The sequence below is a fragment of the Sinomicrobium endophyticum genome (assembly GCF_052983315.1).
The window spans coordinates 123,373-145,202 of record NZ_JBRKIS010000041.1; the positions used below are offsets into that span (position 1 = coordinate 123,373).

Consider the following 21,830-nt stretch of genomic DNA (forward strand, 5'->3'; position numbering starts at 1 on the left):
GTTACTACCTGTTCCGAAGCATTGAGGAATGGAACCTTAAAAGATCAAATTAATCATGAAACACACAGGATAATGATTATTTTGATCATGTCGGTTTCATTGGAATATCCGTTGCTTTTCACACTTTCCGGCTTCCTTCTTCCTATGCTTTGCAGTACCTTAAAAGTACCAAAAAAACGAGGGAGCAGATACTCCCCGGCAGATTTTAACCTTTAAACGAGTTCATTATTTAATTTTTGACATATTGCATATTGATCAGCAGTTTCACTTCATCTCCTACTACAATACCTCCTGTTTCGGTGACTCCATTCCATTCCAGTCCGAATGCTTTCCGGTTCAGTTTCCCGGTAAATTCAAACCCGGCTTTGGTATTGCCATAAGGGTCTACCATTGTCCCGCCATATTCCGCCTTCAATACTATGGGTTTTGTATTTCCCCGAATGGTAATATCTCCCGTAACTTCATAGATGTCTTCCCCGTTTTTTTTAAAGCCACTGGACACAAAAATGATTTTGGGATGGTTTCCCCCATCGAAAAAATCCCCGGATTTCAGGTGATTATCCCTGTCTTTATTATTGGTGGAAATACTGTCCACTTCAGCTTCGAACACCGCCCTCGCATTTTCAAAACTCTCCCCTTCCGTTTCCAGTCCTCCCGAAAAAGAGGTAAATTGTCCGGTTACGGTAGAGATTACCAGGTGTTTCACTTTAAATTGAACTTCGGAATGTGCAGGGTCTATACTCCACGTTACTTTTTTTGCTGTTTCCATTTTTCTGCTTTTTATGATTCAACCAATTTTTTTTTTAGTACGTAACAAAATTTGTTTTATGCAGGTTTATCGGTAAATCAGTTTGACCCTAACCCTAAAGCCTGCCTGCCGGCAGGCAGGGGAACCTGATTTTCCTCTCCCGATATTTATCGGGATCACCCTTTAGGGATGGGGTAAAATCCCGAAAGCTTTCGGGAGAGGAAATCCGCCCAGATCAAATTTTGTCATATACTAAACAATTTTTCTTAATCCTATTCGGGCAAAGGCACGTATGTGTTGTCTCCCGAAACTTCCGGGAATCGTTTTTCTTTCCAGTCTTCTTTCGCTTTTTCTATGGTTTCCCTGTCGGAAGAAACAAAATTCCAGTAAATATGTCTTTCCTCGTCCAGGGGTTCACCACCGAACAACAGAAGATGTGTACCTTTTTTCACCTGTAATGCACATTGATTATCCAGTTTGGATACGAGCATATTTCCTGCCCCCACTTCCTGATCGCAGGCGTTAACCTGTCCCTCTACAATACAGATACCTATTTCCCCTTTCAGGTTCCCGGCGATATCGAGGGCAAAATCCTCTTCTGCCTTTACGGAAACCATAAACAGGTCGGAATATGCGGGAACGGGGGATTTTTTGCCAAACCCTTCTCCCGCCACCAGGGTAAAATGTGCTCCGTCCTCACTCCACACCGGTAGTTCATCCTTGGAAACATGATAAAACTCAGGTTCCATGTTCTCGAGTTTTTCAGGAAGGACTATCCATATCTGGTAGCCGTGCATGGTAAATTCGCGACCTTCTCTCATATCGTCCGGGGTCCTTTCGGTATGTGTCACTCCTTTGCCGGCCACCATGAGGTTTACCGATCCGGGACGGATGCGTTGCTCCGTACCTATACTGTCCCTGTGCATAATCTCTCCTTCCAGGAGATACGTAAGTGTAGCCAGGCCAATATGCGGATGCTGGTCTACATCCATATATTTTTTGGGGCCCAGCTTTTCCGGGCCCATATGATCTATAAATATGAATGGTCCCACCATTCGCTTTTTGCGGAAAGGGATCAGGCGGCCCACCAGGAAATCTCCGATATCCCGGCTTCTTTCTTCGATGATAAGATCGGTATTGGACATCTGTTAATTTTAATTTTTTCAGGCAAGAACATCCTGCCATTCGGTTACTTTTTTGAATGTTGCATTGGCAAACGGGCACAAAGGCACTACCTTAATGCTATTTTCCCTGACATAGTCCACCAGTGTTTCGAGCAGCTTTTTGCCTATGCCCTGTCCTTTCAGGGATTCGTCTACCCCGGTGTGTTCTATGATCATTTTTTTATCGCCGGCCATGACATAGGTCATTTCCGCCAGGCGCTTTTTGTCCGCTTTATAAACAAAAGCGCCTTTGGTATCATTGTGAAGATGCTTTATCTCTCCCATTTTTTGTACGTATAAGATGGTTTCTATAAATATACTAAACTTCCTGCTCTTTTCCAGGTGAAAAGCCGGTTATATCAGGGTAAACACATCATAAGATTATTTTGACCTGATTTCAGAAATTCCGCACCCTTTTCAGAGGGAGTAACGGGATTTTGGCATTTGAAGGTGAATTCTTCTTTAGCCCTGGCCTAAAGGGCGAAAAAATCCTTGACTATGAAAAAGTTTCATTTCTATTATACCAGGATGGTCCAGGACATTCAAAATAATGTCCTGGTCCTGGTAATTATATGGCCATCGGTACTTCCATCAGGAGGAACTGCGTATCGCTTTCGGCTTCAATGGTTATTTTATCGGTATCCCATACGCCGTAAGCGTCTCTCTTCCCCAGGGATTGTCCGTTGACATTAACCGCTCCTTCAATAACAAAGAGATATATGCCGTTCCCTTCTTTTTTCAGGTTATAATCCCTTGCCGTCCCTTTGTCAAAGTCTCCCAGGTGAAACCAGGCATCCTGGTGTATCCATGTTCCCTGGTCATCCGCATTAGGGGACACCACCTGGTACAGCTCATTCTTTTCCCGATAATCTTCTATGGATATCTGGTCGTACCGGGGTTCTGCATTCCTCTTGTTGGGTATCAACCATATCTGCAACAGGTTGGTTTCTTTATCTTTATTCGGGTTATACTCGCTGTGAAAAACACCCGTTCCGGCGCTCATTACCTGTATTTCCCCGTTTTTGATTCGACCTGTGTTTCCCATGCTATCCTTGTGTTCCAGGTCTCCGCGCAAGGGAATGGTTATGATCTCCATATTATCGTGCGGGTGCATTCCGAATCCCATGCCTCCGCTTACAATATCGTCGTTAAGTACCCGCAGGGAACCGAAGTTCATCCTGTCGGGGTTGTAGTAGTTGGCAAAACTAAAACTGTGATGGGCGTTCAGCCAGCCGTGATCGGCATGGCCTCTTGTATCTGCCCTGTGCAATGTTGTTTTCATGATTATATTCCTTTTTTTGTTCTGTACAAAGTTGCGAACAATAAAGGCACGGAGAAATACAAGAATACGGGAAAGACTTATAAAAATACGATCCGGAACTATCTCCTGAAGTCCGAAGGGGACATTCCCGTACATTTTTTAAAGAAACTGCTAAAATGGGCAGGTTCGGAAAAACCCAGTGCATAGGCTATTTCTTTTTGCGGTTGCCCGGAAAAGTAAAGCATGCGGCGGGCGGCAATTGTGATTCGGGATTGTAAATATTCTTTAGCCGTCTTGCCTATAAGGGACTTTACGGTGCGGTTGAGATGATCGGGGGTAACATGGAGTGCATCTGCATACTGAGAAACCAGGTGCCATTCCATAAAGTGTGCTTCCACCAATTGCCTGTAATCTCTGAGCAGGGTTCCGCCGGCATGAAGTTGTTGCGGATTGTCACCGTGCAGGGAGCACAGGTTATTACAGGATATAAGAAAAAGCCGAAGCAGGGAACCTATCCCCTGGGAACGGAACTTCATGTTCCTGTTGCTCCATTCCATCATTTGTTCGCAATAAGCACTCAACTGTTCCAGTTGCTGTTCTGCCAAAGGTAAAGGTGGCGCTTCCCCGTAATCCTTAAATAAATTGATATCGTCTATAAAACAGGTGTCTATCTGGTTTTCCGTCATAAACCTGTTAGAGAACGTTATCACATAGCCACGGGACTTTTCTTTTTCCACTATCTGATGTACCTGCCCGGGACTTACAAAATATACCTGTTTGTCCGAAAGCGGGTATTCCGTAAAATCTATGCTGTGTTTTCCGCTACCTTTCTTCACCAGTACAATGATATAGTAATCGTGCCGGTGGGGTTCGTCCGCTTTCCCGGAGTTCTCGTCATAGATATCTTCCATCGTACGGATACGAAAGGTCATCCGGCTGTCTGCCGGGTCTACATCATTATATGTTTTAATGAGGTTCACCCTGTTTTTTTTACCTCGTCTAAGATACTTCTTTTGGCAATTACGCAGGGCAAACGCATTAAAAAAACTATAATTGCAACGTTTACCAGTTATAGGTTACAAGTTACAGGTTTGGGCATGCCTGAATATGGTTGCCTTTTTTCTGGTTAATAATTAATTTTAAATCTTGGTCTTTGTTGAGCAGTTAACTGCTCAACAAAGGTTTCAAATTCTACAGGTTTCATATTTTTATTCTTTTTCGGGAATATCCTTTAATATCTCTTTAAGAAACTTCCAGAATTTCTTTACGGATGTTATGTTTGCCTTTTCATCGGGTGAATGCGCACCGCGGATGGTAGGCCCGAAACTGACCATATCCATTTCCGGATAGTTCTGTCCCAATATCCCGCATTCGAGTCCGGCGTGACATGCAGCTACATCGGGTTTTTCATCGAACAGGGTTTCATATTTTTTGCGAAGTACCTTTAATACGGGAGAATCCAGGTCGGGTTGCCAGCCGGGATAACTTCCGGAAAGCTCCACTTCACAGCCTGCCAGTTCAAAAACCGCACGGAGGGCATTGGCCAGGTCTGTTTTGGAACTGTCTACCGAAGAACGGGTGAGACAGGATATCTTTATATTTCCTTCTCTGATCTCTACCCTTGCAATATTATTGGATGTTTCCGTAAGCCCTATCATTTCCGCACTCATACGATATACGCCATTGTGTGCACCGTATAAGGCTCTGATAATGCCTTCCTGCACCCCTAGTTCCATAATTCCCGCCGGGCTATCTGCGGGCTTTGCGGTGATCTCCAGGGACGGCTCCATTGTTTGCAGTTCGTTTTTGATATCCCGTTCCTGTTCACCGAATTCAAAAACGAAAGCATCTTTATGTATCTTATCCATCACAACCACTGCGGTACTTTCGCGGGGAATGGCATTTCGGAGCCCTCCTCCGTCTACAGAGGCAATACGTAAACCGTAGTTTTCAAAACCGTCAAAAAGCAGGCGGTTCATTATTTTATTGGCATTCCCCAGACCTTTGTGGATATCCATCCCGCTATGGCCGCCCTGTAATCCTTTGACCGTGATCTTAAAGGCTATGGTATCTTCGGGTACAGGCTCTTCTTTATACGTACGCCGGGCGGTTATATCCACACCTCCGGCACAACCTATACCTATTTCATTATCTTCTTCCGTATCGAGGTTCAGCAGTATTTCTCCCTTCAGCAAACCGGGTTCGAGTCCTTGTGCCCCGGTCATACCGGTCTCTTCATCAATGGTAAACAAAGCTTCTATAGCCGGATGTGGTATATCGGTACTTTCCAGGATGGCCATAATAGCCGCTACTCCCAGTCCGTTATCGGCCCCCAGCGTAGTTCCCCTGGCTCTTACCCAGTCTCCTTCCACATACATGTCTATGCCCCGGGTACTAAAATCAAAATCGGTATCCGCATTTTTCTGGTGTACCATATCGAGATGTGATTGCAGTACAACCATTTTCCTGTTTTCCATTCCGGGTGTTGCCGGTTTACGGATAATGACATTTCCGGTCTTGTCCCTGAGGGTCTCCAGTCCTAGTTTTTTGCCAAAATCCAGCATAAATGCAATAACCCGTTCTTCTTTTTTGGAAGCCCTGGGCACGGCATTGAGGTCTGCAAACCTGTTCCACACCACAGAAGGTTCGAGGGATCTTATCTCTGAATTCATATTTTTCTCTTTTTGTTTGTTACAAAACTACAGAAACTTTTAAATCCGTATACGATTATTAACACCTCTGTTTCCTGGTATTAAAAAAAATAGTCTACTACCCCGGGACAAGCCTACGAGACATTCAAAAGAAACAAAACATAAATCCATTTCCGAATCCGTTTCCTTAGCATATATTTTCCTATTTTTAGCCCATGTCCGAAAAAGTGAAAAATATACTGGCGCTTTCCGTGATCCCCCAGGTTATCGCAGTAAAATTACTGGCCCTGGCTCCGGGCTTTATCGAAAAGTATTACAGCAATGGCATATATCCGTTCATATCGACAGGATACCGGTATACTTTCGGATGGATCCCATTTTCCGCAGGAGATATTTTCTATACCCTTGCCGGTATATTCATCCTCCGTTTTCTGATCCGGAAAACAAAATACCTTTTCCGGAAACCCTGGTATTTTTTCCGGGAAATACTCCTTGTAATTTCTTTCGTTTACTTTACATTCCACCTGTTCTGGGGAATGAACTATTACCGTCCTCCCCTGCATCATACCCTCGGCATCGGAAATACGTATACCACGGAAGAGCTGGTAGCTTTTACCGAAAAACTGATTGCCAGGACCAATATCCTGCAAAAAGAAATTACGGGAAACGACTCCACATTGGTCAAACCACCTTATTCCCGCAGGGAGATATACCGTATGTCTTCCTCCGGGTATACCGTCATATCCGCAAATAATCCGCATTTCACCTATGCTCCTGCAAGTATTAAAAGCTCCCTTTTTTCCCTTCCGCTCACCTATATGGGATACAGTGGCTACCTGAACCCGTTTACCAACGAAGCCCAGGTAAACAGCCTGCGGCTGGATTATCGTTACCCGCTCATAACCTGTCATGAGGAAGCACACCAGATAGGGTTTTCCGCAGAAAACGAGGCCAATTTTATCGGTTACCTGGCGGCAACGGCCAATGAGGACCTTTACTTTAAATTTTCCGGTTGCGCTTATATGCTTCGCTATTGTCTGAACGAGGTTTACCGGAGAGACCGGGAAGAATTCACCAGGCTGAAGGAACAGGTGCACCGGGGTATTCTTAAAAACTATGAAGAAGTTGCCAAGTTCTGGGATAAATACGAGAACCCGGCAGAACCGGTGTTTAAAAATACCTTCAATGCCTATCTGAAAGCCAACAGCCAGACGGATGGGATAAAGACATACAGTTATGTCGTGGCATTACTGGTAAATTATCACAAAAGGCATCCTTTATAAATGGCGCTGCCCCTATCAGCCTACCTCCGGGCACATCAGTTTACCTGTGGTAAACCAACAATACACAAATCGTATAAATCTCTTGTTTTTTTGTCTTAAAAGAAATATCAAGGAATGTCTGTTTGATCATTGGCAAACAAAAGTTAAAATTTCCTTAAGTCACTATTGCTTTTTAACAGTTATCTTAACTTTAAGCCTACTAAACTCTAATTCAAATATGTTATGAGAAAAAGGCTACCCGTATTACTACTGGTATTCCTGTGTTCGTTTACTCTACACGCCCAGGAATATTTTCCGAAGAATGACGGTGTCAAAACCACAGACAACAATTACACGGCATTTACCAATGCTAAAATTTACATCACGCCCACCCAGGTTATCGACAAAGGGACTCTTCTTATTCAGAAGGGCAAGGTTATCGCTGTGGGAAGCAAAGTTTCCATTCCCGGTAACAGTGTGGTGACAGACCTGGAAGGAAAATATATTTATCCTTCTTTTATTGATATCCACAGTGAATTCGGTGTACAAAAACCTGCCAGGCAGGGTCGTGGCAGACGTTCACCCCAATACGACGCTTCCAGGAAAGGGTTTTACTGGAACGATCATATTATGCCGGAACAAGATGCATACGACAAATTTTCGTTCGACACCAAGAAGGCCAAAGAATTACTGCAGGCTGGTTTCGGAACGGTAAACACCCACGTGGCCGATGGCATTGTACGGGGGACCAGTGTTCTTGTAGCCCTGGATTCCACGGACACTTACGATCTGCGTATCCTGGATGAAAAAGCCGCCCAGCATCTCTCTTTTGCCAAAAGCGTTGCTTCTGCACAAAATTACCCTACCTCTCTTATGGGAGCTATGGCGCTTATCCGCCAGATGTACAAGGATGCAGAGTGGTACGCAGGAGGAAATGCAGAAAACAGGGATATGTCTCTCGAAGCACTGAACGCCAATAAAACCCTTCCCCAGATATTTGACGCGGGCAGTTACCAGAACAACCTTCGTGCCCATAAGATCGCTAAGGAATTCGGCCTGAAATATATATTAAAAGGCGGTGGCGATGAGTATCAGCGTATCCCGGAAATAAAAGCTACGGGAGCCAGTTATATACTTCCGCTCAATTTCCCGGAAGCTTATGACGTAACCGATCCTTACCAGGCCGGAAAAGTATCCCTCGCGGATATGCGTTTGTGGAACCAGGCTCCCGGAAATCCCGCTGCCCTTGCCAAAAATGGGGTTCCGTTTGTCTTTACATTATCCGGATTGGAAAAAACATCGGATTTCAAGGCTAATCTCCTTCGTGCCATTGATTACGGACTGGACAAAACCAAGGCCCTGGAAGCCCTTACCACTACTCCTGCGGAGCTTCTGGGAAAAGGCGACATAGGTAACCTCAAAAACGGAAGTTATGCCAATTTTCTCATAACCTCGGGAGATATCTTCGACAAAAAAACTACCCTTTATGAAAACTGGGTTTTAGGAGAAAAGCACACCGTAGCGGACAGGAACGTCAAAGATATCCGTGGCGAATACACTTTAAATGCAGGCGGCAAAACATACACCCTGAACATTACCGGGGAAGTTTCTTCCCCGAAACCGGAACTGAAATCGGACACGACCACACTGGGTTCCAAACTCACCTATGAAAACGGCTGGCTCAACCTTTTCTTTTCTCCCGATGAAGGGGATTCCGGTTTCCTGAGACTATCCGGTTTTGTTACCACTGCGGAAACACTTGGCGGCAAAGCCCTGTTGGGGAATGGCACAGAAGGAAACTGGACCGCGACCAGGAAATCAGCTTACGAAGAAAAAGAGAAAAAAGAAAAAGAAGAAAAATTTGTCCCGGAGGCAGTTCCGGTTACCTTTCCGAACAAAGCATACGGATTCTCAGAACTTCCGAAACAGGAAAGCATCCTCTTTAAAAATGCCACCGTATGGACCAGCGAGGAAGACGGTGTACTGGAAAATACGGATGTGCTGGTCAAAAACGGAAAAATATCCCGTATAGGTAAAGACCTTTCCGCAGGCGGCGCTACGGTTATAGATGCCACCGGAAAACACCTTACCGCGGGGATCATAGACGAACATTCGCATATAGCAGCTGCTTCCATTAACGAAGCCGGGCATAATTCTTCCGCGGAAGTGATTATGGAAGATGTTATAGATGCGGATGACATCAACATATACCGGAACCTGTCCGGCGGAGTTACTTCCATACAGATACTGCACGGTTCCGCCAATCCTATCGGAGGAAGATCGGCCATTATTAAACTGAAATGGGGACTGCCCGCAGAAAAACTCATTTACGGGAACTCTCCTAAATTCATCAAGTTCGCCCTGGGCGAGAACGTAAAACAATCGAACTGGGGAGATATGCAAACCATCCGTTTTCCACAGTCCAGAATGGGGGTTGAACAGGTATATATGGATTATTTCCAGCGCGCCAAAGAATACGATACCAAAAAGAAAAGCGGGAAACCATACCGTTTTGACTATGAGATGGAAACTCTCGCCGAGATCATTAACAAAGAACGCTTTATTACCTGCCACTCCTACGTACAGAGCGAGATCAACATGCTGATGAAAGTTACGGAAAGATTTGACTTTCCTGTCAATACTTTTACCCACATACTCGAAGGTTATAAGGTAGCGGATAAGATGAAGGAACACGGCGTGCTCGGCGCTTCCACATTCTCCGATTGGTGGGCGTATAAGTATGAAGTGAATGATGCCATTCCTTATAACGCAGCCATTATGCAAAGCCAGGGACTGACCGTCGCCATCAACTCCGATGATGCCGAAATGTCGCGCAGACTTAACCAGGAAGCGGGTAAAACCGTAAAATACGGTGGTGTTTCCGAAGAGGAAGCCTGGAAAATGGTTACCATCAACCCGGCCAGAATGCTGCATCTTGACGACAGGGTAGGAAGTATCAAAGAAGGGAAAGACGCCGACGTAGTGCTCTGGAGCGATCACCCGCTGTCCATTTACGCTATTGCCGAAAAAACCTTTATAGAAGGAGTCCCTTACTACGATTATGAAACGATGAAACAAATGCAGGCAAGCATTGCACAGGAAAGGAATGAACTCATCAACCAGATGATCAAAGCCAAGAATAAGGGAATGAAAACCCAGGCTCCGAAGCAGAAAGAAGAGAAGCATTTTCACTGCGATACGGAAGTGTACGGAAGTTAAAAGGCCTCGACTCCGCTCGGCCGGACAGCTTGTAAAGTAACTCTGTCACCTCGAGCGGAGTCGAGAGGCTTAATATGCTTGTAACACATTGTTCAGATAAATATAAACTCAGGGAAATGAAATTCTATTTCGTTTATATTGTAAAATGCTCCGATGATTCTCTTTACACAGGTTTAACCAATAACCTGGAAAGAAGAATTAAAGAGCATAATAATGGCCTAAATAAGGATTCCTATACGTATAGAAGAAGGCCTGTGAAACTTATTTTCCATCAGGAATTCATGCAATTTGAGCAAGCAGAGATATTTGAAAAGAAATTAAAAAAATGGAGTAGAAAAAAGAAACTTGCCCTCATAGCAGGTAATTCTGAATTACTTCAAACATTATCTGAATGCAGAAATAAAACACATTATAAAAATTTTACTCATGAAAATTCATAAAAATATATTTTATTTCCTGCTGCTACTTTCCTGTACGGTTATCTCCGCACAGCAAACCCCGGCAGCAAAGCAAACCGAATCTGTTCTTATAACCGGCGCTACGGCGCATATAGGTAACGGTAGTGTCATAGAAAACAGCGCCATCGGATTTAAAAGCGGGAAGATCACCTATGCCGGGCCGCAATCGGGAGTTCAGGCTTCGGAATACGACAAGGTTATCCAGGCATCCGGTAAACATGTGTATCCGGGATTTATTGCCATCAACTCCACCCTCGGACTGGTGGAAGTAGACGCGGTAAGGGCCAGTAACGACCAGTCGGATACAGGCGACCTGATTCCGCATGTCAGGAGCCTTATTGCTTATAACGCGGAATCCAAAATAGTGGAAAGCTGCAGGCCCAACGGAATTCTGATGGCCCAGATAGCCCCGAGAGGGGGACTTATTTCCGGGACATCTTCGGTAGTACAACTGGATGCCTGGAACTGGGAAGACGCGGCTATCAAAACAGACGACGGCATCCATATGCACTGGCCCAATGCCTTCCGTTCTAAAGGATGGGGATTCAGCGGCCCGAGCGAGTTTATGCCAAACAAAGAATACGAGAAGGAAGTACGGGAAATCACTACTTTCATAACCGGCGCAAAAGCTTATCTGAAAGGAGATAAATCCCCTGAAAACCTTCCCTTTGAAGCTGTCACAGGGCTTTTTGACGGTTCTCGGAAACTGTACATAAACACCGATGGCGAAAAAGAAATTATCGATGCTGTCAACTTTGCCAAAGAAAACGGGATACGGAAAATTGTTATCGTAGGCGGTGGAGAAGCTTATAAAGTAACGGGGCTGCTGGTTAAAAATAATATTCCCGTAGTACTGAGCCGGCCGCACAGACTCCCTTCCGGAGAGGATGATAATGTGAAACAACCGTATATGCTGGCCAAAATGTTATCGGACAAAGGTGTCCTGGTGGGCCTGGAAATGAGTGGGGCCATGGAACGTATGAACACCCGTAATCTTCCTTTTTACGCCGGAACTTTTGCTGCTTACGGACTGGACAAAGAGAAAGCCGTACAGATCATCACGGAAAACAATGCCAGAATACTGGGCATCGATGACTTTGCCGGAACCCTGGAAACCGGAAAGGATGCCACGTTATTTATCTCCGAAGGAGACGCGCTGGATATGCGTACCAACATCCTTCCCCATGCCTTTATCCAGGGCAGGGAAATAAGCCTGGAATCACACCAAACCAAATTGTGGAAACGCTATATGGGCAAATACGAGGGCGAACGTTAACCTCTGCCAGTATAGATCACCTGCAAGGCCGTCTTATCTCCAAAAGACGGCCTTGTGTTATTTAAGGCCGGTGACTTCGGTACATCCCGAACGTAGTTCGGAACACTCAACCACCTACGCTCTATGCCTAAACCTGAAACTGCAACCTGGAACTTGGAATTTATCCCCTGAAACCCGCAATCTACCTTTCGACCGCTCAGGACAGGTACCTGGGTATTTAATCCCGATATTATCGGGACACTTAGTGAGTAATCAGAAGATTCGTATTTTTGCGGCAAAACGTCCAGATTGAAAACAATAAGCAGTGTTCAGAACCCGATCGTAAAACAGGTACTCCAACTCAAGGAAAAATCCAGGGCACGGAAAACTTCCGGTTTATTCGTCCTGGAAGGAAAGCGGGAACTGTCGCTGGCTTTAAAAGGAAATTACGGGATAGATTCTGTTTTGATCTATGAAGACCTCTTCCGGGCAGCTGAAACAGAAGCACTTTTTGAAAGTATTCCCCGGAAACCGGAAATCATAAGTATCTCCAGGGAAGTATACCAGAAACTGGCCTACCGGGAGACAACCGAAGGTATACTGGCCATTGCCGAAAGCAAAGAACACACGCTGAACACGATTTCATTTACAAAAGCAAACCCGCTTATCCTTGTTGCCGAAGCCCCGGAAAAACCCGGGAACATAGGCGCGCTTCTCCGTACCGCAGATGCGGCTGACATAGATGCCGTGATCATTGCCAATCCGAAAACCGACCTCTATAACCCAAACATTATTCGCTCCAGTGTCGGATGTGTGTTTACCAGAACAATTGCCACGGGAAGTACGACAGAAGTCCTGGCTTTTCTGAAGAAAAACAACATACGGACCTATTGTGCCGCGCTGACGGCCTCCGTCCATTACCACACGGTAGATTTTACCGGGGCGACCGCCCTGGTGGTCGGTACCGAAGCTACGGGGCTGAGCGACGAATGGCTCCGGAATTCAGACCGGAATATTATCATTCCCATGCAGGGAGAAATAGATTCTATGAATGTTTCCGTCAGTGCGGCAATTCTGATTTTCGAAGCAAAGAGACAGAGAGGGTTCCTGTAAACGTCCCTATATTTCAAATCCACAGGATTCGGGTAACAGTGGTGAATCTATAATTCAAAAAATCGTATCTTAGCGTTATGGAAACTACATCGGACAGAAAAATAAATATTACCAAAAAAATACTGGAGGTTCAGGATGATTCTGTATTGGACCAGATCGAACAACTTCTTTCGGAAACCGAAATTGTAGCTTATACTTCCAATGGGGAACCTTTGACCAAAGTAAAGTATATCGCCCATATTGAAAAAATCAGTACAGGCATTCAAAAAGGGGACAAAACCTATACATCCGAAGAGGTTAAAAACTATATTCTGAATCGCAAATAATGGAAGTAATCTGGTCGGAAAAAGCTAAGGAATCTCTTGCCGGCATCTACGATTATATCTATCCATTTAGTCCGCAAAACGCAGAAAGAGTAATCGACACTTTACTGGAAATCGGAGATTCTCTCGCAGACAAACGGTTCGAATATGCCAAAGAGCCAATTATTCAAAAGGAAAAATACAGATTTATACCCAAATGGAGTTACAAGGTCGTTTATGAAAGAAAAGAAACTTCAGTAATTATCTTAGACATTTTTCACACTAAACAAAATCCTGATAAGATCGTATTTTAACGAAAGAGAAATTCATGACTCCAACCGTACTTTTTTACATTATCATCGGCATATTATTATTGGATTTCATTGTAGACCAGGTACTGGACTACCTGAATGCAAAGCATTTCGGCGATGCCGTTCCCGAAGAATTAAGTGACGTTTATGACGATGCGGAATACGTCAAATCCCAGGCTTATAAAAAGACAAATTATAACTTTTCAAAGATTTCTTCGGCTTTTTCCCTCGTACTTACACTGGCTTTCTTTTTTCTCGGCGGTTTTGAGTATGTAGACCAGATAGCACGTGGCATTTCGGATAACGAAATTGTAATAGCCCTTATTTTTTTCGGTATTATACTTTTTGCCAGCGATATGCTCACTACGCCGTTCTCTTACTATCACACTTTTGTCATCGAAGAAAAATTCGGGTTCAACAAAACCACGAAAAGGACATTTTTCCTGGATAAGCTAAAAGGCTGGATCATGGGTGCGGTTATCGGTGGCGGTATCCTGGCACTTATTATCTGGTTTTATCAAACAACCGGAAAGAACTTCTGGCTCTATGCCTGGGGTGTAGTTGCGGTATTTACCGTTTTTATGAACATGTTCTACAGCAAACTCATTGTTCCGCTGTTTAACAAACAGACCCCGCTGGAAGATGGCGAACTGAAAACGGCCATAGAAAAATACGCTTCTACCGCAGACTTTACCCTGGACAAAATATTTATCATTGACGGCTCCAAAAGGTCTACCAAAGCAAATGCTTACTTCTCCGGTTTCGGCCGGCAGAAAAGGATCACCCTCTACGACACCCTGGTCCGGGACCTGGACACCGAAGAGATCGTTGCTGTCCTGGCTCATGAAGTGGGGCATTACAAAAGAAAACACATTTTGTTTAATATACTGGCATCCGTATTGCTTACGGGTTTTACTCTCTATATTCTTTCCCTCTGCATCCGCATCCCGGAATTGTCTTATGCCCTGGGCGTAACGCAGCAAAGCTTCCACACCGGACTTATAGCCTTCGGCATACTCTACAGTCCCGTTTCGGAAATAACAGGATTTATCATGAATTATATTTCCCGGAAATTCGAATACCAGGCAGACGATTATGCCAGAAATACTTTCAGCGCCAAGCCGCTGGTAACCGCACTGAAGAAACTGAACAAAAATAACCTGAGTAACCTCACCCCGCATCCGGCCTATGTAAAAATGCACTATTCCCACCCCACATTATTGCAGCGCATACGAAACCTCGGAAAGCATTAAACCCTGTCCTTTTTAAATTGACAAAAACCATCCCGGAAGATTTTTATTCGGGAGATAAAAAGAAATATAATCGCTACACGAAAGACCTGATAACAACCTGTATGGCTAAAAATAAAACGGATATTTTAAGGCACGGAATTTGATGTTTATTTGTAAAAGTTTTATTAACTTTATGTAAAGCCACAGTTCCGGGTAAATTCCGGGAACGCGGGCCGGACACAAACCTTGTAACTGACAAAAGAAAGTGCTTTTATGGCAGTAGTGATTGATACGGAAAAAGAGAACAAAGAGATTGCCAAGCAATATAAAGAGCTGCTTCGCATCAGTTATCAGACGCTAAGCGATGAAGATAAAAAACTCATCCGGAAAGCGTTTGATACGGCTGTTGATGCCCATAAAGATCAGCGGCGTAAGAGCGGGGAAGCCTATATCTTCCACCCTATTGCCGTAGCCAAGATAGTTGCTTCCGAAATAGGACTGGACGCTACTTCCATAGCTGCGGCACTGCTTCACGATGTCGTGGAAGACACGGAATATTCGCTAGGTGATATCGAGAAAATGTTCGGGAAGACCATTGCCCTTATTGTGGACGGACTTACCAAGATATCACACCTTAGCAAGGAAAAAGATATATCCCTGCAAGCGGAAAACTTCCGTAAAATGCTGCTTACGCTCAACGATGACGTAAGGGTAATCATCATCAAAATTGCGGACCGGCTGCACAACATGCAGACCATGGAGTCCATGCCGGAACACAAACAACTGAAAATAGCTTCCGAAACACTGTATATCTATGCCCCCCTGGCCCACCGGATCGGCCTGTACAACATCAAGACCGACCTGGAAGACTTGGGGTTGAAATATACGGAGCCGGAAGTATATAACGACATCCTCAGCAAAGTAGAAGAAAGCAAAGAAGGCCAGAAAGCCTATATTACGGCCTTTTCCGATGTTATACGGGAAAGCCTGGATAAAGAAGGGCTGAACTACCAGATCAAGGGACGACCGAAATCCATATTCTCTATCCGGAGAAAAATGAATGTCCAGAATGTGAGCTATGATGAGGTTTACGATAAATTTGCCATTCGTATTATCTACAAATCCGATTCGGCAAACGAAAAATTCCTCGCCTGGAAAATATACTCTATAGTGACGGATCACTTTCGTCCCAACCCCGTCCGGTTACGCGACTGGATATCCTCTCCCAAATCCACAGGGTATGAAGCCCTTCACATTACGGTGATGGGACCGAAAGGGCGTTGGGTGGAAGTACAGATACGGAGTGAACGGATGCATGAGATCGCCGAGAAAGGTTATGCCGCACACTTTAAATACAAACACGGAGACCAGAAGGAACAGGGTATAGAAGTATGGCTGAACCGTCTCCAGGAAGCATTGGAAAACCCAAATTCCAACGCTGTGGATTTTGTTGAGGAATTCAAACTCAACCTGTATTCCAAGGAGATCTTTGTCTTTACTCCCAAGGGGGAACTCAAATCTCTGCCCAAAGGCGCCACGGCACTCGACTTTGCCTTTAACATCCACACCGAGGTGGGTATGCATACCCGCGGGGCCCGGGTAAACGGTAAACTGGTGCCGCTCAGCTACGAACTGAAAAGCGGTGACCAGGTAGAGATCATAACCTCCGAACAGTCCAAACCCAATGCCAACTGGCTCGATTATTCCACAACGGCCAGGGCACGCTCCAAAATAAAAACTTCCCTGAAGGAAGACAAGAAACAGATAGGCGAAGAAGGAAAAGAACTATTACGCCGAAAGCTGAAACATCTGAAAATAACACTTAACGAAAAAGTGGTCAACGACCTGGTGACTTATTTCAAGCTGAAAACCAGCCTGGACCTGTTTTTTCGTGTGGGCATAGGTACCATAGACAACCAGATGCTGAAAAACTTTGCAGCTTCCCGTACCAATACCTTTATCAACTTTTTCAAGAACCGGATCCGGAAAGCCCCTTCCGCCCCACCGCAGGAAGACCTGGATAGAGAAGAAGTAACGGCCAAATACGACATGCTGGTCTTTGGCAAAGAAGAAGAAAAACTCAGTTACAAACTGGCCAATTGCTGTAATCCTATTCCGGGAGATGATGTTTTCGGGTTTATTACGGTAAACGAAGGGATCAAAGTACATAAAAAGGATTGTCCGAATGCCATAGCCATGCAATCCAACTATGCCTACCGGATCATTCCCGCCAAATGGGTCGATTCCACCCAGCAGGAATTCGTGGTTATGCTCAGCCTTTCCGGAATAGATAATATGGGCCTGGTGAACAATGTTACCAAAGTGATCTCCAACAATATGCACGTAAACATGAGAAATATTAATTTCGATACCAATGACGGTATTTTTTCGGGCAAGATCACTGTGGTTGTAAAGAACAATACCATTCTTAAAAAACTCATCGAAAACCTGAAAAAAGTAAATGGTATTGACAAGGTATCCAGGTTGTAAACTAACCACGTCACAACACCACATATCCGCCTTTTGTGATCAGAAAGGAATAGTACCAAACCAAAATCTTTACGTATCTTTGTACAGGCAATAATCCGGAGATGTGTTATTCCGGATTATTCCCATGATGAAAATATGGTACTAACGTATATTAATACTACATTTTCACATAAAAACGTTAAAAACAGGCTGCTTTGGCCCGTTATACATTTTGTATTAGAACCTTACATATTTTCCGGAATCGCGAAAATGTTGCAGGAACGAAAAAAAAATATGTAAGTTTGTGTGTTAATTTTTTTGATGTCCTTCGTTATGATAAATGAGACGACCAATAAGAAGAATCAGGAGATAGTAAAAAATGTCTTCACCCGTTTTCTGGAAGACAACGGTCACAGGAAAACCCCGGAGCGTTATGCTATTCTCCAGGAAATATATGACAATGAGGAGCACTTTGATATAGAGTCGCTGTACATTAAAATGAAAAACAAGAACTACCGGGTCAGCAGGGCTACCCTGTACAATACCATAGAACTGCTTCTGGAATGCGGGCTGGCAAGAAAACACCAGTTTGGACAGAACCAGGCACACTACGAAAAATCGTATTTCGACAGGCAGCACGACCACGTCATACTTACGGATACCGGTGAAGTTATGGAGTTTTGCGATCCGCGTATCCAGTCCATAAAACAAACCATAGAAGAAGTTTTCAACATCAAAATACACAATCATTCCCTGTATTTTTACGCTACCAAGGAAGAAGAAAAATCATAAACCCGTAACGACATAAACCAGGAAACAGATTCTCTGTCAGGACAAGCGGTTTTTCCGTGACCATATTACTATTTCACCTGATAGAAGTCGGTAATTGTATTAACGAAAAGATAAGATAAACACGAACAAGACAATGGCAGTAGATTTACTACTCGGACTCCAGTGGGGAGACGAAGGAAAAGGCAAGATCGTAGATGTTCTCACCAAAGATTACGACATTATAGCCCGTTTTCAGGGCGGCCCGAATGCAGGGCATACATTGGAATTTGACGGAATCAAACACGTATTGCGCACTATCCCCTCCGGTATTTTTCACCCCAAGGCCATCAATGTTATAGGAAACGGAGTCGTGATAGACCCCGTAGTACTGGTTAGTGAGTTGGAAGGATTGAAAAAATTCGATATCGATTACAAAAGTAAACTCATACTTTCGCGTAAGGCACATCTTATATTACCTACACACCGTCTCCTGGATGCCGCTTCCGAAGCTGCCAAAGGAAAAGCAAAAATAGGTTCTACACTAAAAGGTATAGGGCCTACGTATATGGACAAGACCGGACGAAACGGTCTGCGCATAGGAGACCTGGAACTGGACACCTTCGAAGCCCGGTACCGTGCATTAGCGAAAAAACACGAAACCATGATCGGCCATTACGAAGTAGATCTCCAATACGACCTTCCGGAAATGGAAGCGGAGTTTTTCGAAGCCGTAAAAACACTCAAAGAACTTACTTTTATCGACAGCGAAGAATACCTGAACAGATCGCTGAAAGAAAACAAAAAGATACTGGCCGAAGGCGCACAGGGTTCCCTGCTGGATATAGACTTCGGCACCTATCCTTTTGTCACTTCCTCCAATACCACGGCTGCCGGTGCATGTACCGGACTGGGAATAGGACCAAACCGCATAGGCGAGGTCTACGGGATCTTTAAAGCCTATACCACCCGTGTAGGGAGCGGCCCCTTCCCTACCGAACTTTTTGATGCGGACGGAGAGCGAATGGCAAAAATAGGAAACGAATTCGGTGCGGTGACCGGGCGTCCCCGCCGTTGCGGATGGCTGGACCTGGTAGCCTTGAAATATGCCGTCCAGGTAAATGGTGTTACACAGCTTATGATGATGAAAGCCGATGTACTTTCCAAATTCGAAACCCTGAAAGTGTGTACCGCATATGAATATAAAGGAAAAACCATAGAACACATGCCTTTCTCCATGGAAAAGGAAAATGTGACCCCGGTGTATACCGAATTGAAAGGATGGGATCAGGACCTTACCGGGATGACTTCGGCAGATCAGCTGCCAAAAGAACTCCGGGATTATATCACCTTCCTGGAAGAAAACCTGGAAGTGCCTGTGAAAATCGTTTCTGTAGGCCCGGACAGGACCCAGACTATTTACAGGTAGTTTTTGGGTTACAAGTTACAGGTTGCAAGTTGGCCTTATAACTTGCAGCCTGTAACCTGCAACCTTGGAATTTATTACCCGCCACAACTATTAAATTCCTCTTAAATCCGCTATTTCCTTGTTCAAAAAAACTATTTTTGAAACAAATTTCACAACGTGCCGGTATCTTTTAAGAAAATAACTTTCTGTCTCCTGGCTTTTCTTTCCCTGTCCGTTCACGCCCAGGAAAAGAAGAAGATCAATATCATATATAGTGGCGAATACAACCAGAACGAACAGAAATACCCCGGGGCTTCTATCTTCAGCAGGGATGACCGGCAGGTACAGTTTGAACATGAAGGCATTGATCTCTGGTGCGACCTTGCCGTATTTTACCAGAAGGAAAATCTCCTCAAAGCCTTTGGCAACGTGTTTCTGCAACAGGGAGATACGGTACAGCTAAACAGCGGGTATATAGAATACGACGGTAATACCAAACTGGCACTGGCCAAAGAAGACGTATTGCTTCAGAATACAGACATGACCCTTACTACCGACACTCTGTATTTTAACCGGAACTCCCAGGAAGCATATTACAATTCTTTCGGTACGGTAAAAGATTCGACCAATGTACTCACCAGCCAGGAAGGGCGCTATTACCTGACTCCAAAAAAGTACAAGTTTGTCACCGATGTAAAAATCGACAATCCGGAATACGAAGTGCATTCGTTACGGCTGGATTACTACACCACTACTAAACATGCGTATATGTTCGGTCCGTCCACTATTATCGGGGATGACTACACCATATACTGCGAAAGGGGTTTTTATAAAACCGAGGAAGAAGAAGGCTATTTCGTAAAGAATTCCCGTGTCGATTACAACAACCGGATCATCAACGGGGACAGTCTCTATTTCAACCAAAAACAAAATTTCGCTTCCGCTACCAAAAATATAAAGATTACCGACACCATCAACAAAGGTATCGTCAAGGGGCATTATGCCGAAGTTTTCAAGGAAAAAGATTCCGTATTCATTACCAAAAGGGCCGTAGCCGTAAACCTGGTAGAACAGGATTCCATATACATACACGGGGACACCCTGATGGTAACCGGCAAACCGGAACACCGTATCATCCGTGCTTTCCGCGAGGCAAGGTTTTACAAAACGGACCTTAGCGGCAAGTGCGACTCCATACATTCCGACCAGAAGACAGGGATCACCCAGCTTATCACCCGCCCCATACTATGGTCCGGCGAAACACAGATGACGGGAGACAGCATCAATCTCCTTTCCAATCCGGAAACGGAAAAACTCGATTCGCTTCATGTCTGGGACAATGCCTTTGTCGTACAAAAAGATACCCTGGAGAAAAACGGGTATAACCAGATCAAAGGGAAAGAACTGCTCGGTTACTTCGAGGAGAACGAATTGCGGGTGGTGGATATGATCAAGAATGCGGAATCCATCTACTACACCCGGAACGATAAAAACGAACTGATAGGTATTGACAAGCACGTCAGCGGAAATATACAGTTTACCATAGAGAATAACGAAATACAGGACATCTCCTATTTTATTAATCCCGATGCCATTCTCTACCCGGAAAACCAACTTCCCGAAAACACGAGAAAGCTCCGCGGTTTTGTCTGGTACGGCGACGAAATGATACGGAGCAAAGACGATATTTTCGATGAAGACGACAACAATATCGAACTCGTAAAAATACGGGGAATTGACAACCCCATAGATATCGAAGCCGAGGAAGAAGAATACCGCAGGGCGATGGATACGGAGCCGGGAACACTTCCTCCCAGGAAAGAGCCTTCGCCTCCCGCCGAGGTCACAGACAGTATTCCGCCGGAAGCCGAAGATACGACTGCCGTGGTACCGCCTATGGAACAAGACAGTACAGCCACAGAAAGCAAAGAAACCGATTCCCTGCAAGTCCGAAAACCGGTAACACAGGCAATGGACAGCCTTTCCGAAAAGAGAGATGGTGTTGTTTCGGAAAAAAAGGAAGCCGGTTCTCTCAAACTTCAAATACCTGGCGCTCCCGTAACGGACAGCATCCCGGTAAAAAAGGAACAGGACAGTATTATTCCAACAAAGAGGAACGATTCCATTCCCGAAAACAAAAAGGAGAACGCAACATCCCCGCCATCCGAACAACAAGGTACAGGAGAGGAAAATGAAGAAGGTTTATAGGA

18 protein-coding genes are annotated in these 21,830 nt (G+C 44.7%); 12 read left to right on the top strand and 6 right to left on the bottom strand.

Annotated features, from left to right (window positions below; translation table 11 throughout):
- Positions 1-229: 229 nt before the first annotated feature.
- The 6 genes from ACVBDU_RS15800 to ACVBDU_RS15825 all read right to left on the bottom strand — a co-directional run bounded on the left by ACVBDU_RS15800 (position 230) and on the right by ACVBDU_RS15825 (position 5,844).
- A complete protein-coding gene (locus tag ACVBDU_RS15800; RefSeq protein WP_447180696.1) occupies positions 230-769 on the bottom strand; it encodes a YceI family protein in 540 nt (179 codons plus the stop codon).
- 251 nt (positions 770-1,020) lie between these two features.
- Positions 1,021-1,893: a pirin family protein gene (locus ACVBDU_RS15805; protein ID WP_447180697.1), complete on the bottom strand. Its 873-nt coding sequence runs from the start codon at positions 1,891-1,893 to the stop codon at positions 1,021-1,023.
- Positions 1,894-1,911: 18 nt separating this feature from the next.
- Positions 1,912-2,196, bottom strand: coding sequence for a GNAT family N-acetyltransferase (locus tag ACVBDU_RS15810; protein WP_447180698.1), 285 nt, complete (start codon positions 2,194-2,196; stop codon positions 1,912-1,914).
- A gap of 283 nt (positions 2,197-2,479) precedes the next feature.
- Complete coding sequence (locus ACVBDU_RS15815; RefSeq protein WP_447180699.1) at positions 2,480-3,193, bottom strand: pirin family protein; 714 nt, start codon at positions 3,191-3,193, stop codon at positions 2,480-2,482.
- Between the two features lie 98 nt (positions 3,194-3,291).
- Positions 3,292-4,152, bottom strand: a complete 861-nt coding sequence (locus ACVBDU_RS15820; protein WP_447180700.1) for a helix-turn-helix domain-containing protein — start codon at positions 4,150-4,152, stop codon at positions 3,292-3,294.
- 228 nt (positions 4,153-4,380) lie between these two features.
- A complete protein-coding gene (locus ACVBDU_RS15825; protein WP_447180701.1) occupies positions 4,381-5,844 on the bottom strand; it encodes an aminoacyl-histidine dipeptidase in 1,464 nt (487 codons plus the stop codon).
- A gap of 206 nt (positions 5,845-6,050) precedes the next feature.
- On the opposite strand from ACVBDU_RS15825, the gene ACVBDU_RS15830 reads away from it, so the two are divergent.
- The 12 genes from ACVBDU_RS15830 (at position 6,051) to ACVBDU_RS15885 (ending at position 21,828) form a co-directional block, all read left to right on the top strand.
- Complete coding sequence (locus tag ACVBDU_RS15830) at positions 6,051-7,106, top strand: DUF3810 domain-containing protein (RefSeq protein ID WP_447180702.1); 1,056 nt, start codon at positions 6,051-6,053, stop codon at positions 7,104-7,106.
- A 222-nt stretch (positions 7,107-7,328) separates the two neighbouring features.
- Positions 7,329-10,304, top strand: a complete 2,976-nt coding sequence (locus ACVBDU_RS15835) for an amidohydrolase family protein (RefSeq protein ID WP_447180703.1) — start codon at positions 7,329-7,331, stop codon at positions 10,302-10,304.
- A gap of 116 nt (positions 10,305-10,420) precedes the next feature.
- Positions 10,421-10,744 (top strand): GIY-YIG nuclease family protein, encoded by a 324-nt coding sequence (locus tag ACVBDU_RS15840; protein WP_447176633.1) that lies wholly within the window; start codon positions 10,421-10,423, stop codon positions 10,742-10,744.
- Positions 10,731-12,038, top strand: coding sequence for an amidohydrolase family protein (locus tag ACVBDU_RS15845; RefSeq protein WP_447180704.1), 1,308 nt, complete (start codon positions 10,731-10,733; stop codon positions 12,036-12,038). Before ACVBDU_RS15840 ends, ACVBDU_RS15845 begins: the two co-directional genes overlap by 14 nt.
- 288 nt (positions 12,039-12,326) lie before the next feature.
- A complete protein-coding gene (locus ACVBDU_RS15850; protein ID WP_447180705.1) occupies positions 12,327-13,130 on the top strand; it encodes a TrmH family RNA methyltransferase in 804 nt (267 codons plus the stop codon).
- 77 nt (positions 13,131-13,207) lie between these two features.
- Complete coding sequence (locus ACVBDU_RS15855; protein WP_447176636.1) at positions 13,208-13,456, top strand: hypothetical protein; 249 nt, start codon at positions 13,208-13,210, stop codon at positions 13,454-13,456.
- On the top strand, positions 13,456-13,746 hold the full coding sequence (locus ACVBDU_RS15860; protein ID WP_447180706.1) for a type II toxin-antitoxin system RelE/ParE family toxin: 291 nt from the start codon (positions 13,456-13,458) through the stop codon (positions 13,744-13,746). The genes ACVBDU_RS15855 and ACVBDU_RS15860 overlap by 1 nt, the downstream gene beginning before the upstream one ends.
- Before the next feature lie 14 nt (positions 13,747-13,760).
- Positions 13,761-14,996, top strand: a complete 1,236-nt coding sequence (locus ACVBDU_RS15865) for a M48 family metallopeptidase (RefSeq protein ID WP_447180707.1) — start codon at positions 13,761-13,763, stop codon at positions 14,994-14,996.
- Positions 14,997-15,248: 252 nt separating this feature from the next.
- The gene (locus tag ACVBDU_RS15870; protein ID WP_447180708.1) at positions 15,249-17,465 is read left to right on the top strand and encodes a RelA/SpoT family protein; all 2,217 of its coding nucleotides are present in this window, start codon (positions 15,249-15,251) and stop codon (positions 17,463-17,465) included.
- A gap of 312 nt (positions 17,466-17,777) precedes the next feature.
- Positions 17,778-18,236 carry a Fur family transcriptional regulator gene (locus ACVBDU_RS15875; RefSeq protein WP_447176640.1) on the top strand — a complete coding sequence of 153 codons (459 nt, stop codon included), beginning with the start codon at positions 17,778-17,780 and terminating at the stop codon, positions 18,234-18,236.
- Positions 18,237-18,369: 133 nt separating this feature from the next.
- Complete coding sequence (locus tag ACVBDU_RS15880; protein WP_447180709.1) at positions 18,370-19,641, top strand: adenylosuccinate synthase; 1,272 nt, start codon at positions 18,370-18,372, stop codon at positions 19,639-19,641.
- A 156-nt stretch (positions 19,642-19,797) separates the two neighbouring features.
- On the top strand, positions 19,798-21,828 hold the full coding sequence (locus ACVBDU_RS15885; RefSeq protein WP_447180710.1) for an OstA-like protein: 2,031 nt from the start codon (positions 19,798-19,800) through the stop codon (positions 21,826-21,828).
- Positions 21,829-21,830 lie beyond the last annotated feature (2 nt).